The organism is Arthrobacter sp. Soil_N43, assembly GCF_057655195.1.
On sequence record NZ_JBDGML010000018.1, the window covers coordinates 1 to 16,804 of the forward strand.

At 66.0% G+C, this 16,804-nt stretch carries 16 protein-coding genes and 4 tRNA genes; 18 read left to right on the forward strand and 2 right to left on the reverse strand.

The window, feature by feature from the left end:
• The first annotated feature begins 91 nt into the window (after positions 1–91).
• The 5 genes from AC3A3W_RS00650 to AC3A3W_RS00670 all read left to right on the forward strand — a co-directional run bounded on the left by AC3A3W_RS00650 (position 92) and on the right by AC3A3W_RS00670 (position 917).
• Positions 92–162, forward strand: a tRNA-Cys gene (locus AC3A3W_RS00650).
• Positions 163–200: 38 nt separating this feature from the next.
• Positions 201–275: transfer RNA gene (locus AC3A3W_RS00655), tRNA-Val, on the forward strand.
• 55 nt (positions 276–330) lie between these two features.
• Positions 331–403, forward strand: a tRNA-Gly gene (locus AC3A3W_RS00660).
• Between the two features lie 51 nt (positions 404–454).
• Positions 455–526 (forward strand) — tRNA-Val (locus AC3A3W_RS00665).
• 148 nt (positions 527–674) lie between these two features.
• Positions 675–917, forward strand: a complete 243-nt coding sequence (locus tag AC3A3W_RS00670; protein WP_487439967.1) for an antitoxin — start codon at positions 675–677, stop codon at positions 915–917.
• Positions 918–1,007: 90 nt separating this feature from the next.
• On the opposite strand, the gene zapE is transcribed toward AC3A3W_RS00670, so the two are convergent.
• Positions 1,008–2,048 carry a cell division protein ZapE gene (gene zapE / locus AC3A3W_RS00675; RefSeq protein WP_487439968.1) on the reverse strand — a complete coding sequence of 347 codons (1,041 nt, stop codon included), beginning with the start codon at positions 2,046–2,048 and terminating at the stop codon, positions 1,008–1,010.
• A 221-nt stretch (positions 2,049–2,269) separates the two neighbouring features.
• Between zapE and AC3A3W_RS00680 the strand changes: the two genes are divergently transcribed.
• The 3 genes from AC3A3W_RS00680 to ybaK are packed head-to-tail and all read left to right on the forward strand — an operon-like array spanning position 2,270 to position 4,253.
• On the forward strand, positions 2,270–3,199 hold the full coding sequence (locus tag AC3A3W_RS00680; RefSeq protein ID WP_487439969.1) for a sulfurtransferase: 930 nt from the start codon (positions 2,270–2,272) through the stop codon (positions 3,197–3,199).
• A gap of 41 nt (positions 3,200–3,240) precedes the next feature.
• Positions 3,241–3,699 (forward strand): SufE family protein, encoded by a 459-nt coding sequence (locus tag AC3A3W_RS00685; protein WP_205653216.1) that lies wholly within the window; start codon positions 3,241–3,243, stop codon positions 3,697–3,699.
• A 35-nt stretch (positions 3,700–3,734) separates the two neighbouring features.
• Positions 3,735–4,253, forward strand: a complete 519-nt coding sequence (ybaK, locus tag AC3A3W_RS00690; RefSeq protein ID WP_487439970.1) for a Cys-tRNA(Pro) deacylase — start codon at positions 3,735–3,737, stop codon at positions 4,251–4,253.
• On the opposite strand, the gene AC3A3W_RS00695 is transcribed toward ybaK, so the two are convergent.
• Positions 4,250–5,506 (reverse strand): alpha/beta hydrolase family protein, encoded by a 1,257-nt coding sequence (locus tag AC3A3W_RS00695; protein ID WP_487439979.1) that lies wholly within the window; start codon positions 5,504–5,506, stop codon positions 4,250–4,252. The genes ybaK and AC3A3W_RS00695 overlap by 4 nt on opposite strands.
• A gap of 197 nt (positions 5,507–5,703) precedes the next feature.
• Here AC3A3W_RS00695 and AC3A3W_RS00700 point away from each other — a divergent pair, with 197 nt between their 5' ends.
• The 10 genes from AC3A3W_RS00700 to AC3A3W_RS00745 all read left to right on the forward strand — a co-directional run.
• Positions 5,704–6,195, forward strand: coding sequence for a hypothetical protein (locus AC3A3W_RS00700; protein WP_487439971.1), 492 nt, complete (start codon positions 5,704–5,706; stop codon positions 6,193–6,195).
• A 14-nt stretch (positions 6,196–6,209) separates the two neighbouring features.
• On the forward strand, positions 6,210–6,671 hold the full coding sequence (gene msrB, locus AC3A3W_RS00705; RefSeq protein ID WP_487439972.1) for a peptide-methionine (R)-S-oxide reductase MsrB: 462 nt from the start codon (positions 6,210–6,212) through the stop codon (positions 6,669–6,671).
• A gap of 145 nt (positions 6,672–6,816) precedes the next feature.
• Positions 6,817–8,220, forward strand: coding sequence for a DUF6421 family protein (locus AC3A3W_RS00710; protein ID WP_487439973.1), 1,404 nt, complete (start codon positions 6,817–6,819; stop codon positions 8,218–8,220).
• Positions 8,220–8,978, forward strand: a complete 759-nt coding sequence (locus tag AC3A3W_RS00715; protein WP_487439974.1) for an SDR family oxidoreductase — start codon at positions 8,220–8,222, stop codon at positions 8,976–8,978. Before AC3A3W_RS00710 ends, AC3A3W_RS00715 begins: the two co-directional genes overlap by 1 nt.
• 51 nt (positions 8,979–9,029) lie before the next feature.
• Positions 9,030–10,142, forward strand: a complete 1,113-nt coding sequence (locus AC3A3W_RS00720) for a threonine aldolase family protein (protein ID WP_487439980.1) — start codon at positions 9,030–9,032, stop codon at positions 10,140–10,142.
• 96 nt (positions 10,143–10,238) lie between these two features.
• Positions 10,239–10,898 carry a DUF3000 domain-containing protein gene (locus tag AC3A3W_RS00725; RefSeq protein ID WP_487439981.1) on the forward strand — a complete coding sequence of 220 codons (660 nt, stop codon included), beginning with the start codon at positions 10,239–10,241 and terminating at the stop codon, positions 10,896–10,898.
• A 58-nt stretch (positions 10,899–10,956) separates the two neighbouring features.
• Complete coding sequence (locus AC3A3W_RS00730) at positions 10,957–12,279, forward strand: HRDC domain-containing protein (RefSeq protein ID WP_487439975.1); 1,323 nt, start codon at positions 10,957–10,959, stop codon at positions 12,277–12,279.
• A 113-nt stretch (positions 12,280–12,392) separates the two neighbouring features.
• Positions 12,393–13,652 carry a thiolase family protein gene (locus AC3A3W_RS00735; protein ID WP_487439976.1) on the forward strand — a complete coding sequence of 420 codons (1,260 nt, stop codon included), beginning with the start codon at positions 12,393–12,395 and terminating at the stop codon, positions 13,650–13,652.
• Positions 13,649–15,805: a 3-hydroxyacyl-CoA dehydrogenase NAD-binding domain-containing protein gene (locus AC3A3W_RS00740; protein ID WP_487439977.1), complete on the forward strand. Its 2,157-nt coding sequence runs from the start codon at positions 13,649–13,651 to the stop codon at positions 15,803–15,805. Before AC3A3W_RS00735 ends, AC3A3W_RS00740 begins: the two co-directional genes overlap by 4 nt.
• Before the next feature lie 545 nt (positions 15,806–16,350).
• The coding region (locus AC3A3W_RS00745) for a GNAT family N-acetyltransferase (RefSeq protein WP_487439978.1) at positions 16,351–16,804 on the forward strand (454 nt) is incomplete at its 3' end.

Consider the following 16,804-nt stretch of genomic DNA (forward strand, 5'->3'; position numbering starts at 1 on the left):
ACCTTGCCAAGGTGGATGTCGCGAGTTCGAATCTCGTCGTCCGCTCGCAGGACACTGTCACGGCTGGGTTCCCTGGAACCTACGCTTACACGGTGGGTTGGCCGAGAGGCGAGGCAGCGGCCTGCAAAGCCGTATACACGGGTTCGAATCCCGTACCCACCTCGGTGAAAACCATGGTTTCCGGTGTAACCGGATTCAATGGGCGATTGGCGCAGCGGTAGCGCGCTTCCCTGACACGGAAGAGGTCACTGGTTCGATCCCAGTATCGCCCACCAGAGCAAGGAAACTTGCTTGTTGTTGAACGTCCGGCCTGCCCGGAACGTACTTCATGCGGACGTAGCTCAGCTGGTAGAGCACCACCTTGCCAAGGTGGATGTCGCGAGTTCGAATCTCGTCGTCCGCTCTCTTGATCCTTCGGGATCCGAACCCAGGATTAAGCCGGTCTTCCGGTTCCGGGCGATTGGCGCAGCGGTAGCGCGCTTCCCTGACACGGAAGAGGTCACTGGTTCGATCCCAGTATCGCCCACGATTCAAGCAGCTCCCCGGAGCTGCTTTTTTCTTGCCCGCATGCCATTTGACAGAATTTGTCAACTACAACCTTGGCAGGCCTTGCCTTGGCAGCTAGGATCGAATGCGGAGGAGCGAACTGGCTCCGGAATTGAAGGGAGGTGCTCGTGGGACTAATTGACGATCTAAAGGGCAAAGCTCAGGGTCTGATCCGCGGCAACGAGCAGGCCATCAAGGACGGCATCAACAAAGCGGGCGACTTCGTCGACTCGAAGACCGGCGGCAAGTACGCCGGACACGTAGATAAGGTCCAGGATGGCGCTTCCACCTTCGTTGATAAGAACGCAGACGGAACGCCCAAGCAGGCACCGGCGGACCAGGTAGTGCCGCCGGCCGAGAAGGCTCCGTAACCAAGGATTTGCCCGGGCATTGCCCCGACACGTCAACCAGGGCGCCGGTCCCGCCGAGAGGCGGCACCGGCGCCCTTGGCGTTTAACACCTCAGAGAGCCGGTTCGTGGTTCTGGCCTTCGCGGGCCAGTGCGGTGAGTCGGGAGACCGCCCGGAAGTACTTCTTCATGTATCCGCCGGTCATCATTTCCTCGGTGAACAGTTTGTCGAACGGAACCCCACTGGCGAGGATCGGAACATCCTTGTCGTACAGCCGGTCGGCCAGAACCACGAACCGCAGCGCGACGGCCTGTTCCGTGATGGTTTCCACGTCCCGCCAGACGACGCCGTCCACGCCGTCGATCAGCTTCCTGTAGCGGCTCGGGTGTACACCGGCCAGGTGCGCGATGAGTGACTTGAAGTCATCCTCGGCCACCGTCTGGCCGTCGAACTCCGCCTTCATGTGGGCGTGGAGCTCGCTGTTCCGCAAGGGGGAAGGCGCCGCAGGCAGGCCACGGTGCCGGAAATCCTCCCCGTCGATCCTGATCACGTCGAACTGGTCGGCCAGGACCTGGATCTCCCGCTGGAAATCGACGGCGGCGAAGCGGCCATCGCCCAAGGATCCGGGCAGGGTGTTGGAAGTGGCGGCCAGCTTGACGCCGGCGTCCGCGAGTTCGCGCATGAGCCGTGACATCAGGACGGTGTCCCCGGGGTCGTCCAGCTCAAACTCATCAATGCACACCAGTTTGTAGGAACTCAGTGCTTCAACTGTCTTCCGGAACGATAGGGCGCCCACCAGGTTGGTGTATTCCACGAACGTGCCGAAGGCCTTGGGCCCGGGGGCGGCGTGCCACAGCGATGCCAGCAGGTGGGTCTTGCCCACGCCGAAACCGCCGTCGAGGTAGATTCCGGCCCTGGACGCATCCTTTTTGGCGAAGAGCCGCTTGAAAATTCCTGCCCCGTCGCCGGAGCCGACACCGCCGGCGAATGCTTCGAGCGCGTGCACGGCTGCCGCCTGGCTGGGCTGGGCAGGATCGGGCCGGTAGCTCGAGAACGACACCTGCCCGAACCGGGGCGACGGGTAGAAACCCTTGAGGAGTTCATCCACCGAGACTGCCGGCGTCCGGGTGGCAAGCTTTTCGATCTGTACCAAGGTGGTCCGTTCTGCTGGTGACTTGTCCCCAGAAAGAATACCGGTATTGGCGCCGCTGCCTGGGTTGCCCGGGCCACACCCGCCCGCTGCGGGTGACCAAGCGCACATTTCGTCCTGTTAACGCAGGGAAGCTTTCACCACAGCCCGTGACTAGTGTTGAAGCAGTGACCGGCCGGTTCCCCGTCGGTCTGATGCGACCGTTTCAGTGAAAGGCCATACGAATGTCCTACCCAGTTGAACAGAACGAAAAGTTTGCCGCCTACGCCCACCCCGAGCGGCTGGTTTCCACCGAGTGGCTCGCCGCGGCCATTGAAGGCGGTGCCGTCGGCAACGGAAAGCTCGTGGTCGTCGAGTCCGACGAAGATGTGCTGCTGTACGAGACCGGGCACATCCCTGGTGCGGTCAAGGTCGACTGGCACACGGACCTGAACGACGAAGTCGCCAGGGACTACGTCGACGGCCAGGCCTTCGCGGCCCTGGCAGCCGCGAAAGGCATTTCGCGTGACAGCACCGTCGTCATTTACGGCGACAAGTCGAACTGGTGGGCCGCCTACGCCCTGTGGGTCTTCACCCTCTTCGGCCATGAAGACGTCCGCCTGCTCGACGGCGGCCGCGATAAATGGATCGCCGAGGGCCGCGAACTCACCACGGACGTCCCGTCCCCCGCCGTCGGCGACTACCCCGTCGTCGAACGCAACGACGCCCCGATCCGCGCCTTCAAGGACGATGTCCTGGCCCACCTCGGCAAGCCGCTGATCGACGTGCGCTCCCCCGAGGAATACACCGGACAGCGCACCCACATGCCCGCCTACCCCGAGGAAGGCGCACTCCGGGGCGGTCACATCCCCACCGCAGCATCCATCCCCTGGGCGCGGGCGGCAGCCGAAGACGGCACGTACCGCAGCCGGCCGGAACTCGAGGCCCTTTACCTCGGCGAGGCCGGGCTGACCGAAGGAGACGATGTGGTGGCCTACTGCCGCATCGGTGAGCGCTCCAGCCACACCTGGTTCGCCCTCAAATATCTCCTGGGTTTCGAGACCGTGCGGAACTACGACGGGTCCTGGACGGAATGGGGCAACGCCGTCCGCGTTCCCATCGTCAAGGGTGCCGAGCGCGGTTCGGTTCCCGCCGGCGCCCGGCAAACGGCGTAAGAAACGGGCCGGGCGGGGGCAAACTGCGTAAGCTTGAACTGATGAGTACTTATGCACTGCCCACCGCACTGGCGGAAATTGTCGATGACTTCCAGGCACTGAGTGAGCCGGAGAGGCTCCAGCTGTTGCTGGAGTTCTCCCGCGGCCTGCCCGAATTGCCGGAGCGGCTCAAGGACCACCCGGAGCTGCTGGAGCAGGTTGTCGAGTGCCAGTCGCCGCTGTTTCTCACCATTGAGACCGAGAAGAACGACGGCGGGTCATCCGCCTACCGGCTGTTCTTCAAAGCGCCTCCCGAGGCCCCCACAACGCGTGGCTTCGCGGGTGTGCTTCATGAGGGCCTGGACGGACTCACGGCAGAAGAGATCCTCGCCGTGCCCGACGACATGCCCGAGCTGCTCGGCCTGACCCGGGCCATCACGCCGCTGCGGATGCGCGGGATGACAGCCATGCTGGGGCGGATCAAGCGCAAGGTTGCCGCCTCCGCCAGGCTTCAAAACTAGCCGGTCCGGATACGCGGATTCAGGTCCAGGATCACATGGCGCGGAAGAACACGTCACAGGCAACGCCTGCCACAGCCGTCCTGGCTGCGGCAGGCGTTCCCTTTACGCTGCACCCCTACAGCCACGACCCTTCTGCGGCCAGCTACGGGCTGGAAGCCGCCGAGGTTCTGGGGATTGATCCGGCACGGGTCTTCAAGACGCTCATGGTGGACGTGGACGGCAGGCTCGCGGTGGGCGTCGTTCCCGTAAGCGGAAACCTGGACCTCAAGGCCATGGCGGCGGCCTTGGGAAGCAAGAAGGCCGCCATGGCGGACCCGGGGGCCGCCGAGCGGCGGACCGGCTACGTCCTGGGCGGGATCTCTCCGCTCGGCCAGCGGCAGTCCTCCCCCACCGTGCTTGATGACAGCGCACTGGCGCTGACCAGCATCCTGGTTTCCGGCGGCCGGCGGGGACTCGACATCGAACTCGATCCCCGGGACCTGGTGCGCCTCACGAAGGCCATCACCGCTTCCATCGGCACAGTCGCTGCGAAGAACGGCAGCGGCTCGCACTAATCGCGCAGGGTGTTGTCAGCCTCCGGGACCGGATCATCACCCGGATTATCAGTGGAAGCCTGCCCCGGGTTGAGCCGGGGGGCCAGTTGCTGCTGCAGCCAGGCCTTGACCAGACTCTCCCACCGGACCGGATCCGCATTCCATTCCTTGGCATGCCGCGCCTTCTCGAACGACTCGAAGGTCACCATTTCCGGATTCTTCTCCGCGAGCAGGGCGGACGGGCCGTAGGGGACATATTCGTCGTCGACGCTGTGCACAATAAGTGTAGGGGTCCGGAGTTCCACGGCCCTGGACACCCAGTCCATGGACTTCAGGTCCACGGGCGCTGCCAGCCCGGTGAGGCGACGCCCGAGGCGGTGGCCCATCATCAGCTGGCCGTAACGGCCGACGGCGGACGGAATCCTGTTGAGTTCGGCGTGGTGGGCCAGCACGTTGACCCAGTCGATGACAGGGGCGTCCAGGACCATGGCGCGGATGACATGCCGGTTCTTCGAAAGATCCGCGGTCTGCAGGCAAATGGCGCCGCCCATGGACCAGCCGAAGAGCACAACTTCCTTGGCGCCGCTGGCCAGTGCGTAGGCAATCGCGGCGTCGACGTCCCGCCATTCGGTGGATCCCAGGCCGTACCTTCCGTCGGGTGCAGAAGGCGCGAGCCCGTCGTTGCGGTAAGAAACGAGGAGGCTGGGCAGTCCCAGTTCGTGGACAGCCCTGGCCGCCCGCAGGCTTTCCTGCCGAGTTGCGCCGCGGCCATGGACCATAATCGCCCAGACGTCGGCGGTTGGATCGGCGGGGATCAGCCACGCTGGGGCCGTGCCGCCCTCAACCTCAATGGCCACGTCCTCCGAGGCAAGCCCGACGGCAGAGGGATCAGGATAGGCAGCGCCGCCCCACCAGCCCCGGCGGGCGGTTTCCAGGGTTCCCTGATAGACGGCTTCCACCTCGCGCAGGACGGTTCGCTCGGAAGGCGAATAGGACACGATACGGCCGATGCGGGCGTGGCCGTTTCCGCCGTCGAAAAAGAGGCTGTAGACGCCGTCCTGGGTGGTCTCGGGCGTCGCCGCAAGGATGACCTGCTGTCCCCTGCCGTTCCTGATCACCGCCAGCACTTCCTGGTCGGCCACGCGTGCCCGGGCGGGAGTAAGCACGCGCCGGGCAAAGTACAGCGCGAGGGCTGATGATCCGGCGCCCAGGAGGGCGGCCGCGGCACCGCCCGCGATAATTCCGCCGAGTGTCCACTTGGCACGCAGGCTCATCGAGCTGTCCTGCTGGCCTGCGCTGTTCAGGAGGTCCGGAGCCGCGTGCGCCGGGGCACCGGGAACCAGGTGGCGCAGCAGCTCTGTGCCGGGCCGGAAGGAGGAGTCCATTGCACCATTGTTACCGGAGTCGGCTTCCAAGGCACATCCGGCCACAAAAGCATGCAGCCGCGGTTCCGCCGGGCTAGGCTGATGGCATGAGCGATCCAATCGTCATTCTCACAGAAGAGCCGCTGGGTGCGGACGACCGCGTCAACATCGAACGCCTGGTGAACGGAGGTGACATGCCTCTGGTCGTGCTGGTGCCCGCCAATACGGAGCGGCATCTCATCGTGGACTTCCTCGAGAACCTCTCGATGCTTGACATTGCCAAGGCCTTCCGCGAGCTGACCTCCCACGCACCGGACCCGGAGAAGCAACGCGCTGCGGCGTCCGAGACCCTGTCAGTCTCCCTGCGCGCGCTCGAGGGCATCGGCGGCGGAGTCACCGGCGAGATGGTGGACGGCGAGGCCGTCAACGGCCTCGTGGCGAAGGTGAAGGAGCTCGGCGCCGTACAGGCCGTCGTCGTCACCCGTCCGCACGCCGTGGCTGACACCTTCCACACGGACTGGGCCAACAAGGCACAGGACCGCCTGGGCCTCCCCGTGCTGCACCTGTATGCAGGCTCGGGATTTATCGGGGACTCCTGAGCGTTGATGAGGCTATGAGCACCCCAGAAAAAGCTGAGAATACGGTAGGCCCGGTCGTCCGGAGCGAAGACGAGTGGCGCCGCGAACTTACGCCCGAGGAATACCATGTGCTCCGGCAGGCGGGCACGGAGCGCCCTTATACGGGCGAGTACTGGGACACCCATACCGCGGGCGTTTATCAGTGCAGGGCGTGCGGTGCCGAGCTTTTCACGAGCAAGGAGAAGTTCGATTCGCACTGCGGCTGGCCGTCCTTCTGGGCCCCCCTGGCGGAAGGCACGGTCCGCTATATCCACGACCGCACCCTGGGCATGGAACGTATCGAAGTGCGCTGCTCCGCTTGCGATTCCCATTTGGGGCACGTCTTTGAAGGTGAAGGCTACGGAACGCCCACGGACCAGCGGTACTGCATCAATTCCGTATCCCTGAGGCTGGTCCCGGCCCAGAGCACAGAGGATGGCCCCGCCGCCGGTTCCTGAGGCCGCTCAGCGCTACACCTGGCGCGCCTAGAGCGGCCACCGAGCCTCACAGTTTCTTACGCTAAGACCTAAAATGGATTAGCACATCTGGTTGCTTGTTACGCTCGGCGTAGAAGCTCAGGCAACCAGAAAGGCGACGCCGAACATGACGATTACCGTGACCACCGCCCCCGTCAGGATCTCCGCGGACCACCCCGAGTGGCAGCGTCTCAAGACCGCCGCCACAGCACTGCGCGGCCTTCAAATCCAGGACGGTTCCGTACCGGAACCTGCGCACCACGGTGCTGCGGCCAGCCATGTTCTTGCCATCGTCGAGGCCGTGGAAGCCCTGGCACCGTGCTTCCCGTACGATGCCCGCTACCTTGAGCTCGTGTGCGTTGACTTCACGCGCTGGATGGAGGCGGGGTTCGGCGTCCCGGATTTCCTGGACTCGCTGCTGGCCTTCCGGCCCCAGGAGCACCGCGAAAACGGGCTCCAGCACCTCGTCGTTTTTCCCATGTACACGCAGAACGGCAGCACGAGCCGGCTGGTTGAAGCTGTGCTGATCGAAGTGATCTGGCCCGAATTCATCGCCGGGCTCGAAGCGGGCGACTACTCCAACAAGCTGTTCGTCCCCATCCGCTTCCTTGATTTCACGCCGGGCTACGACACCAACTCCGCCGTGCTGTTCCCGGAGACCGTGGCCGTCCGCGAAACGCCCAAGTTCACGTGGGGCGCCATCTTCGCGGACCGCGAGGCCGCCCGTTTCCGCCGGGTCCTGGGGGCAGCGGCGGAGATCACATCCCTCGAACTGCCGGCCGGGGCGGCTGCGCTCCTGGAGAACCAGGAACTCACGGAGCAGACCTTCGTGATGTGGGACCTGATCCACGACCGGACCCACATGCGCGGCGACCTGCCTTTTGATCCCTTCATGATCAAACAGCGCATGCCGTACTTCCTGTACTCACTCGAGGAACTGCGATGCGATCTGACCGCTTTCCGGGAGTCGGTGCGCATAGAAAAGGACGAGGCGTCCGATCCGGAGGCCCGCCGGCAGGCGAAGCTCGTCCAGTACGCCGTCATCTTCGACCGGATTTTCCGGTTCGCCATCACCGGCAGCCGGATCCGTAACTACGACGGGCTGGGGGGCCAGCTGCTCTTTGCCTGGCTGCACCAGCACCGGGTGCTGCACTGGACCGACAGCCGCCTCAGCTTCGACTGGGACAACGTGCCAGGAGCCGTCATTGAACTCGGCGCCCGCATCGAAGAGCTGTACTGGCGCTCGATCGACAGGCCGAAGACCGCGCACTGGCTCGCCGCCTACGAGCTCGTGGCGGGAACGCTCACGCCGAATCCGGCCTCGGTATGGGCAAAGGGTCCGGGCGCCCTCCCGCTCGACGGACCCCCGCGCGGGCTCACCGACCAGGTGCTGGACGACGAATTCCCGCTGTCCATGTTCTATGAAGCACTGGAAAAGAAGATGCGTCCCGTGATCGAGTCGACGGCAGGCATCACCGGCGCCCAGGATCCGTCCCGCCCCGGGCCGACGGCAAAGGCGATGACGGCTTGATGACGGAGCGCCCCCTCACAGTGCTGGTAGCAGGCGGCAGCGCCCCGTCGGGAATCGCCGTGGCGCGCGCCCTGGCCCAGGCCGGCGTGACCGTCTACACCGTGGGATCGGACAGCACAAGGATTGCGGCCGCGGCGGAAGCTGCCGGCAGCGGGGTCACGCCGCTCACCTGCGACCTCGCCTCCCTGCCCGCCGTCCGGGAACTCCACGAAGAGCTCACCAGGACAGCGGGCAGGATCGACGGCGTCATCCACCTCGTTGGTGGCTGGCGGGGCGCCCGGGACATCACCGGCCAGAGCGACGAGGACTGGGACTTCCTTGAAAGCAGTTCCGTGACGACGCTCCGGAACATCACCCGGGTGTTTTACGGCGACCTCGTGGCGTCCGAAACGGGCCGGTTCGCGATGGTCTCATCGACGTTTGTCACCGCACCTTCCGCGGCGGCCGCCAGCTACGCGGCAGTCAAGGCGGCGGCCGAGGCCTGGACCATGGCCATGGCGGAAGGGTTCCGCCGGGACCAGCTCCAGGGCGCAAAGCAAGGGCAGGGTGAACCTGAACTGCCGGGCGAACCTGAACTGCACAGCGCCGCCGTCGTCCTAGTTGTAAAGGCGCTGGTGGACCCCGGCATGCGCATCCGCCAGCCCGAACGAAGGTTCCCCGGCTACACGGACGTCGAAGACCTGGCTGCCGCCGTCGTCGGGCTGTTCGCAAAACCCGCCACCGAACTGAACGGGCAGCGGATCCTGCTCACCCGGTGACCGCGGGCGGGCCCGGCCACAACTCCCTAGACTGAAAGCGTGACCAAAGCAATGACAACCACAGTTGAAACGGCCGGCAGCGGCACCATGTCCCGGCTGCATGACGCCTCCGTCCGGGGCTTTGCCTCGGACAATTACTCCGGTGTGCACCCCGAGGTGCTGGCCGCGCTGGCGGCCGCCAATGAAGGCCACCAGGTGTCCTATGGCGAGGACGACTACACCGCCCGGCTGCAGCAACTCATGGAACAGCACTTCGGGGAAGGCATCGAGTGCTTTCCGGTCTTCAACGGCACCGGCGCCAACGTGCTGTCGCTGCAGTCCCTGCTCCCCCGCTGGGGCGCAGTCATCTGCGCGTCAACAGCCCACATCAACATGGACGAAAACGGCGCGCCGGAGCGGATCGGCGGCATCAAGCTGCTGCAAGTGCCCACGCCGGACGGCAAACTGACCCCCGCACTCATCGACCGCGAGGCCTGGGGCTGGGGTGACGAGCACCGCGCCCAGCCGCTTGCCGTCTCCATCACCCAGACCACGGAACTGGGCACGTGTTACACCCCGGAAGAGGTGCGCGCCATCGCCACGCACGTCCACGCCAAAGGCATGAAGCTGCACATGGACGGGGCACGGCTGGCCAATGCCGCGGCGCACCTTGGCGTTCCCCTGCGGGCTTTCACGCGCGATGCCGGCGTGGACATCCTCTCCTTCGGCGGCACCAAGAACGGGCTCCTGTTTGGCGAGCTGGTGGTGGCGCTCAATCCGGCGGCCGCTCACGGCCTCCTCTTCCTGCGGAAAATGAACATGCAGCTGGCCTCCAAGATGCGCTTCATGTCCGCCCAGTTCATCGCCCTTTTGGAGGGTGACCTGTGGCTGCGGTCGGCCAGCCATGCGAACGCCATGGCGGCCCGCCTGCGCGCCGGCGTCGAGTCCGTTCCCGGCGTCGAACTGAGCCAGAAGACCGAATCCAACGGCGTCTTCGCCATCCTGCCCGAAGGGGTGGCGGACAAGCTGCGGAAGTCCTTCCGCTTCTACGACTGGAACGAAGCTGCCCGCGAGGTCCGCTGGATGTGCTCCTTCGACACGACCGAGGACGACGTGGACGCGTTCGTCGAGGCCATCCGGAATGAACTGGCAGGGCACGCGAATGCGGCGGGCACCGCAGAGTAGGAGACTCAGAATGCCCTGCGCAGGCTCACCACACCCAGATTCCCCGGGCCTGCGGCGAGCCTGCGTACCTTGGCGGGCTCCATTGCGTACCCTGCGATTGTGAACGCACTTGCCCAGGTTCCCGCGGAGTTTCTGTACGCCTTGGGGACACTCCGGAAAGCACGCTGCCGCAGTGAGTTGCGCCTCAACGAGATCCCGGCGCCGTCGCGGCTGGCGCCGTTCGCCGTTGCGCTCGGCGCGGAGGTCATCGGAGCCAGCAGCCGCGGCAGTCAACCGGCTCCAGTGCACGGCCCGGCAGCCGTGGCCCTGGCCCGCACGGCTGCCGGCCACGAGCCCGACGACGACGATGAACTCGCCACCGGGCGGTTCATCCTGTTGCACGACCCTGACGGCTCGGCGGTCTGGGATGGAGAATTCCGCATCGTGACCTACATCCGGGCCCAGCTTGAGCCGGAGATGGGCAACGACGAAATGCTCGGTTCCGTGGCGTGGACCTGGCTCGTGGAAGCCCTCGAGACGCACCAGGCGCCGTACAGGGCCGCGGGCGGAACGGCCACGCGCGTGCTGTCGGAAAGCTTCGGCACACTGTCAGAGAGGCCAGAATCGATAGACATCGAACTCCGCGCTTCCTGGACCCCGGCCAGTGCCGACGTCCAGGCGCACCTGGAGGCCTGGTCCGACATGGTGTGCACTTTCGCGGGCCTGCCGCCGCTCCCCGACGGCGTGTCCGCATTGCCCCGCAGGCGTCGGAACTAGTGCCCTCCGGCGCCAGGGACTCCGCCCGGCAGCGCACTGCCGGTAAACTAGGGCCATCATGACCCCTGAAAATTTGGAAAACACCACAGCTGGCGCTCCGGCTGCTGAAACCACACCCCACATCTCGGTGGAGGGCTTTGATAGCCGCGTCCCCGTTGTCATCGATCTCGACTCACCCCGCGACGGCGTGCCGCTGGTCATCGAAACCCAGTCGGGACTGGAGCGCTGTGCCGCCGCCATAGCCGCCGGCACCGGACCTGCCGGAGTTGATGCTGAACGGGCCTCGGGCTTCCGGTACGGCCAGCGGGCTTTCCTGGTCCAGATCCGCCGCGAGGGTTCGGGCACCTGGCTCATCGATCCCGAGCCCTTTGACAACCTGAGCATCATCAACGACGCCCTTCACGGCGTCGAATGGATCCTGCACGCGGCCAGCCAGGACCTCCCCTGCCTTTCCGAACTCGGCATGTGGCCGGACAAGCTGTTCGACACCGAGCTCGCCGCCCGCCTGGCCGGGCTTCCCCGCGTAGGACTCGCCGCAGTCATCGAACAGCTGCTGGGCTTCGGCCTGGCCAAGGAACACTCCGCGGCCGACTGGTCCACCCGCCCGTTGCCGGAACCCTGGCTCCGCTACGCCGCCCTCGACGTCGAAGTCCTGACGGAACTCCGCGAGGAACTCATTGAACTGCTCGAAGCGGACGGCAAACTTGAGTTCGCAGAGCAGGAATTCGCAGCCATCCTCGCGGCCGGGCTGGCACCGCCGAGGATCGACCCCTGGCGCAAGACCTCCGGGCTGCATCAGATCCGGGACCGGCGCCAGCTCGCCGCCGTCCGCGAGATGTGGCTTGAACGCGACGCCCTCGCCCAGAAGCGGGACGTGGCGCCGGGCCGGCTGATTCCCGATTCGTCCCTCGTGGCTGCCGCCAAGGCCATGCCTGCGACCGTGCCGCAGCTGCTGGGCACCAAGGGCTTCCACGGGCGGGCGGCCCAGCGCGAGGCCCCCCGCTGGCTCCGCTGCATCGCTGCCGCCCGGGCCCTGGAGGACCTTCCGCCCCTGCACCTTCCCACCAACGCCCCGCCGCCGCCCAGGGTCTGGGCAGACCGCGACCCCGCTGCCGCGGAACGGCTCACCACCGCCCGTCCGCTTCTGCAGAAGAAGGCCGACGAGCTGCACTTGCCGCTGGAAAACCTGCTGACGCCTGACTACCTGCGCCGGGTCGCCTGGCGCCCCCCGGCGGAAATCAGTGAAGCGTCCGTGGCTGAAGAACTGCGCGGCCTGGGAGCCCGGCCGTGGCAGGTCGGGATCGTGACACCGCTGATCACCGAGGCGTTCCTCAATCCGCTGCCGCTTCCGCCGAAGGAATCCAGGGAGCAAAACGCCTAGTCCACGCTCCTTGCACGCTAAGTTACTGGCGAGTAACATTGGGCTCACTGACGCTCGGATTCCTTGGACCCCTGGGCAGGATCCGGCACCAACGTCTCAATGAGGAGCAGCACGTGAGCCAACACCGAAGCAGCGGAAACCAGCGCGTTGTCCGCGACGTCGTCTTCGTGGACGGCGTGCGCACACCGTTCGGCCGGGCCGGCGACAAGGGCATTTACGCAGGCATGCGCGCAGACGACCTGGTGGTCAAATGCATCCGCGAACTGATGCGCCGCAACCCGGGCCTGCCCGCCGGACGCGTCGATGAAGTGGCAGTCGCGGCAACCACGCAGACCGGCGACCAAGGCCTCACCATCGGGCGGACCGCCGCCCTGCTGGCGGGACTCCCCCGCACAGTCCCCGGCTTTGCCATCGACCGCATGTGCGCAGGCGCCATGACGGCAGTGACCACCACCGCCGGCGGCATCGCCTTCGGCGCCTACGACGTCGTTATCGCCGGCGGCGTGGAGCATATGGGCAACCACCCGATGGGCGCCGGCGCCGACCCCAACCCGCGTTTCCTGTCCGAGCGGCTCGTGGACCCGGCGGCCCTCAACATGGGCAACACGGCCGAGAACCTGCACGACCGCTTTCCGGCCATCACCAAGGACCGCACGGACGCGTACGCAGTTGCCTCGCAGGACAAGCTGCAGGCGGCCTACGGCGCAGGAATGATCCAGCCGGACCTGGTCCCCGTGGCCACCATGAAGCCCGGCGAAGGCTGGACGGTCAACACCGTGGACGAGCCGCCGCGCCCGGGCACAACGCGGGAAGACCTTGCTGCGCTGAGGACGCCCTTCCGTCCCCACGGCCGCGTCACGGCGGGCAACGCCGCCGGATTGAACGACGGTGCCACGGCGGCGCTGCTGGCATCCTCTGACGCCGCGGCGGAACTGGGACTGGGCGTCAAGATGCGGCTGGTCAGTTATGCCTACGCGGGCGTGGAACCGGAAGTCATGGGCATCGGCCCGGTTCCGTCCACCGAAAAGGCCCTCGCGAAGGCCGGCCTGGAAATCGGGGACATCGGCCTGTTCGAAATCAACGAAGCGTTCGCAGTCCAGGTCCTGAGCTTCCTCGACCATTTCGGGATCTCCGACGACGACCCCCGAGTCAACCGCTACGGCGGCGCCATTGCGGTGGGCCATCCCCTCGCCTCCTCGGGCGTCCGGCTCATGAACCAGCTGGCCCGGCAGTTCGAGGAAGACCCGTCCGTCCGATACGGCATCACGGCCATGTGTGTCGGCCTCGGCATGGGAGCCACTGTCATCTGGGAAAACCCCCACCATGCCGACTACAGCGGCACCGCCATCGAAACCGCAGGAGCCCTCGCATGAGCGCCGCAGAATTCAGCAAGCTTGCCGACCTGTTCCCCGACGAGACCGTCACCCACTCGTACGTCCAGGACATCGCACTGCCTGGCGCCCCGGGCGGGACCGGCGGGGGCACCTTCGCGCTCATCACGCTCGATAACGGCCTGGACCATTCCAAGCCCACCACGCTCGGGCCCAACACCCTCGTTGAACTCGGGACGGTGCTTGAAGGACTGCGGGACCGGGCAGCAAAGGGCGAGATCGTGGGCGTCGGCGTCACGGGCAAGCCCCACTTCCTGGTGGCCGGCGCGGACCTGTCTGCCGTGAAGTCGCTCGACAGCCGCGAGCATGGCCTGTGGATGGCGCAGCTGGGGCACGAGGTCTACGCCACGCTCGCCAATCTCGGCGTTCCCAGCTTCGCCTTCATCAACGGCGTGGCGCTCGGCGGCGGGCTGGAAATCGCCCTGCAGTCCACCTACCGCACGGTGTCATCCGGCGCCGGCGCGCTGGCCCTTCCCGAGGCCTTGCTCGGGCTGGTCCCGGGCTGGGGCGGTGTCTACCTGCTGCCCCGGCTCATCGGCCCCGAAAACGCCGTCAGGGTCATGATCGAGAACCCGCTCAGCAACAACCGCACGCTGTCCGGGCCAGAGGCCTACAGTCTGGGCATCGCCGACGCCATGTTCGAACCTGCCGACTTTGTGGAACAGTCCCTAGCGTGGGCCGCCAGAGTCATCGCTGGTGACGTCGTCCCGGAGCGGCCGAACGCCGTCGACGCCCTTGCCCCTGAGGTGGCCGCCCGCTGGGCGGGTGCCGTCGCCGCCGGACGCGCCTTCGTGGAGTCCAAGACCTCGAACGCGTCGCCTGCGCCGGCCAAGGTCCTGGACATTATGGAGGCCAACCGGACCATGTCACAGACGGAATCTGCGGCCCTGGAATGCGAAACCCTGGCCGGACTCATGCAGACGGACGAATTCCGGTCAACGGTGTACGCGTTCCTGGACCTCGTGCAGAAACGCTCCAAGCGCCCGGCCGGGGCACCGGACCGGAAGCTCGCCCGCCCGGTGACGAAGGTCGGTGTCGTCGGTGCCGGACTGATGGCCAGTCAGCTGGCCCTTCTGTTCGCACGCCAGCTCAAGGTCCCCGTGGTCATGACCGACATCGACGAGGCCAGGGTGGACAAGGGCGTGGGCTACGTGCACGCCGAAGCCGACAAGCTCCTCGGCAAGAAACGGATCAGCCAGGACGCGGCGAACCGGATCAAGGCGCTTGTTACGGGATCCGTTTCCAAGGAACATTTTGCGGATGCCGACTTTGTCATCGAGGCCGTGTTCGAGGAACTGAACGTCAAGAAGCAGGTCTTCGCGGAGCTGGAGGCCGTGGTCTCCCCCGACTGCATCCTCGCCACCAACACGTCGTCGCTGTCCGTGACGGCCATGGCCGAGGGCCTGAAGAACCCTGAGCGGCTGGTGGGCTTCCACTTCTTCAATCCGGTGGCCGTCATGCCGCTGCTGGAAGTTGTCCGCGCGCCCAGGACTGACGACGCGGTGCTGGCCACCGCCCTTGAGCTCGCCAAGGGGCTGAAGAAAACCGCCGTTCTGGTCAAGGACGCCCCGGCCTTCGTGGTCAACCGCGTCCTCCTGCGGCTCATGGGCGAGGTCACCGCCGCCTTCGACGAAGGCACCCCCGCGGACGTCGCGGACAACGCCCTGCGGCCGATGGGCCTGCCCATGACGCCGTTCACCCTCGGCGCGATGGTGGGACTGCCGGTGGCACAGCACGTCCAGGAGTCACTCCATGCCGCATTTGGTGACCGGTTTAGGGTTTCGCAGAACCTGCAGAAGCTGATCGACAACGGTGTGAAATCACTCTGGGTTCCCACCGCCGAGGGAGGGCAGGAGATTCCCCCGTCCACGCTGGCGCTGATGTCCTTTGGGACCTCCGCGTCGACCGGGGAGGAAGTCCTGCGCCGGACGCAGGATGCCCTTGCCGAGGAAATCGGCCTGATGCTGGACGAGGGCGTGGTGGCCGGGCCCGAGGACATCGACCTCTGTATGATCCTGGGGGCCGGCTGGCCCATGTTCCTGGGCGGCATCACGCCATACCTGGACCGGGTGGGCGCGTCCGAGCGGGTCAACGGCAGGCGTTTCCTTCCCGCGGGCGTTGCCTCCCGGCCGTAGCTCTGCGGGCCGCACCACCTGACGGCGCCGTCCCGTCACCCGTATTGTGTCGGGACGGCGCCGCCCATGCGCGCTGTCACGGTTCCAGCAACTTCCGAAAAGGTGTCCAACCCATCGTCAGTGCTGCCGTTGCTGCCGTGGAAGCCGCGGAAGCCGCGGAAGCCGCTGAAGCCGCTGAAGCCGCTGCGAAGGCTGGCGTCCGCGGGGATTCGGTTGTGTCACTGATGGTCACGTGCGGGGAACCGGTGGCGGCACCAGTTCCCGTCTGTGGCCCGCATCCGGCAAGGACGAGGCTGACGGCAAGACCCGCCATGATGACGGCCGTGCAATATCCTGCGCGATTGGCATTCATTTCTGTATCTCCCCCAATGTTTCTCGACGGCGGGCTGAACATCCCGCTCGATAGCTAAGTTTCCGGGACACCACCAGGAGTTACGGTCAGGGAGAAAAATTCTTCATTCTTGCGGGGGAGCAACTCGAACGGCTGCCGCACCGCTACTGGAACCGGACACGACTACGATCCATTGGCGTGATGGAATCAGGGTATGAAGATCCGTCGCTACATCGAAGCCGATGCCCAGGCGACTCTGAACGTGTTCCTGGCAGCGGTGACAGAAACAGCTGCGGCGCACTACTCAGCGGAGCAGATCGCCGCCTGGGCGCGGTCAGATGAACGCGATGTCAACCAATGGAACTCCGCGAGGAAGTCGCTCAATACCTTCGTAGCCACCATCGGGGACGAGGTCGCCGGCTTCTCCGACGTCGGAGACGACGGCTACATCGACATGATGTTCGTCGCACCCAAGTTCGGTCGGGGCGGTGTCGCCGGCGCCCTCCTGGCGCATCTCCACGACGTCGCACTAGTGGCCGGCGCATCCGCGCTGTACACCAGCGCGAGCATCACAGCACGACCATTCTTCGAACGGCACGGGTTCGCCGTGGTCTCCGAGCAGCACCCCGTCGCATTCGGCGTTGAGATGACCAACTACAAGATGACCC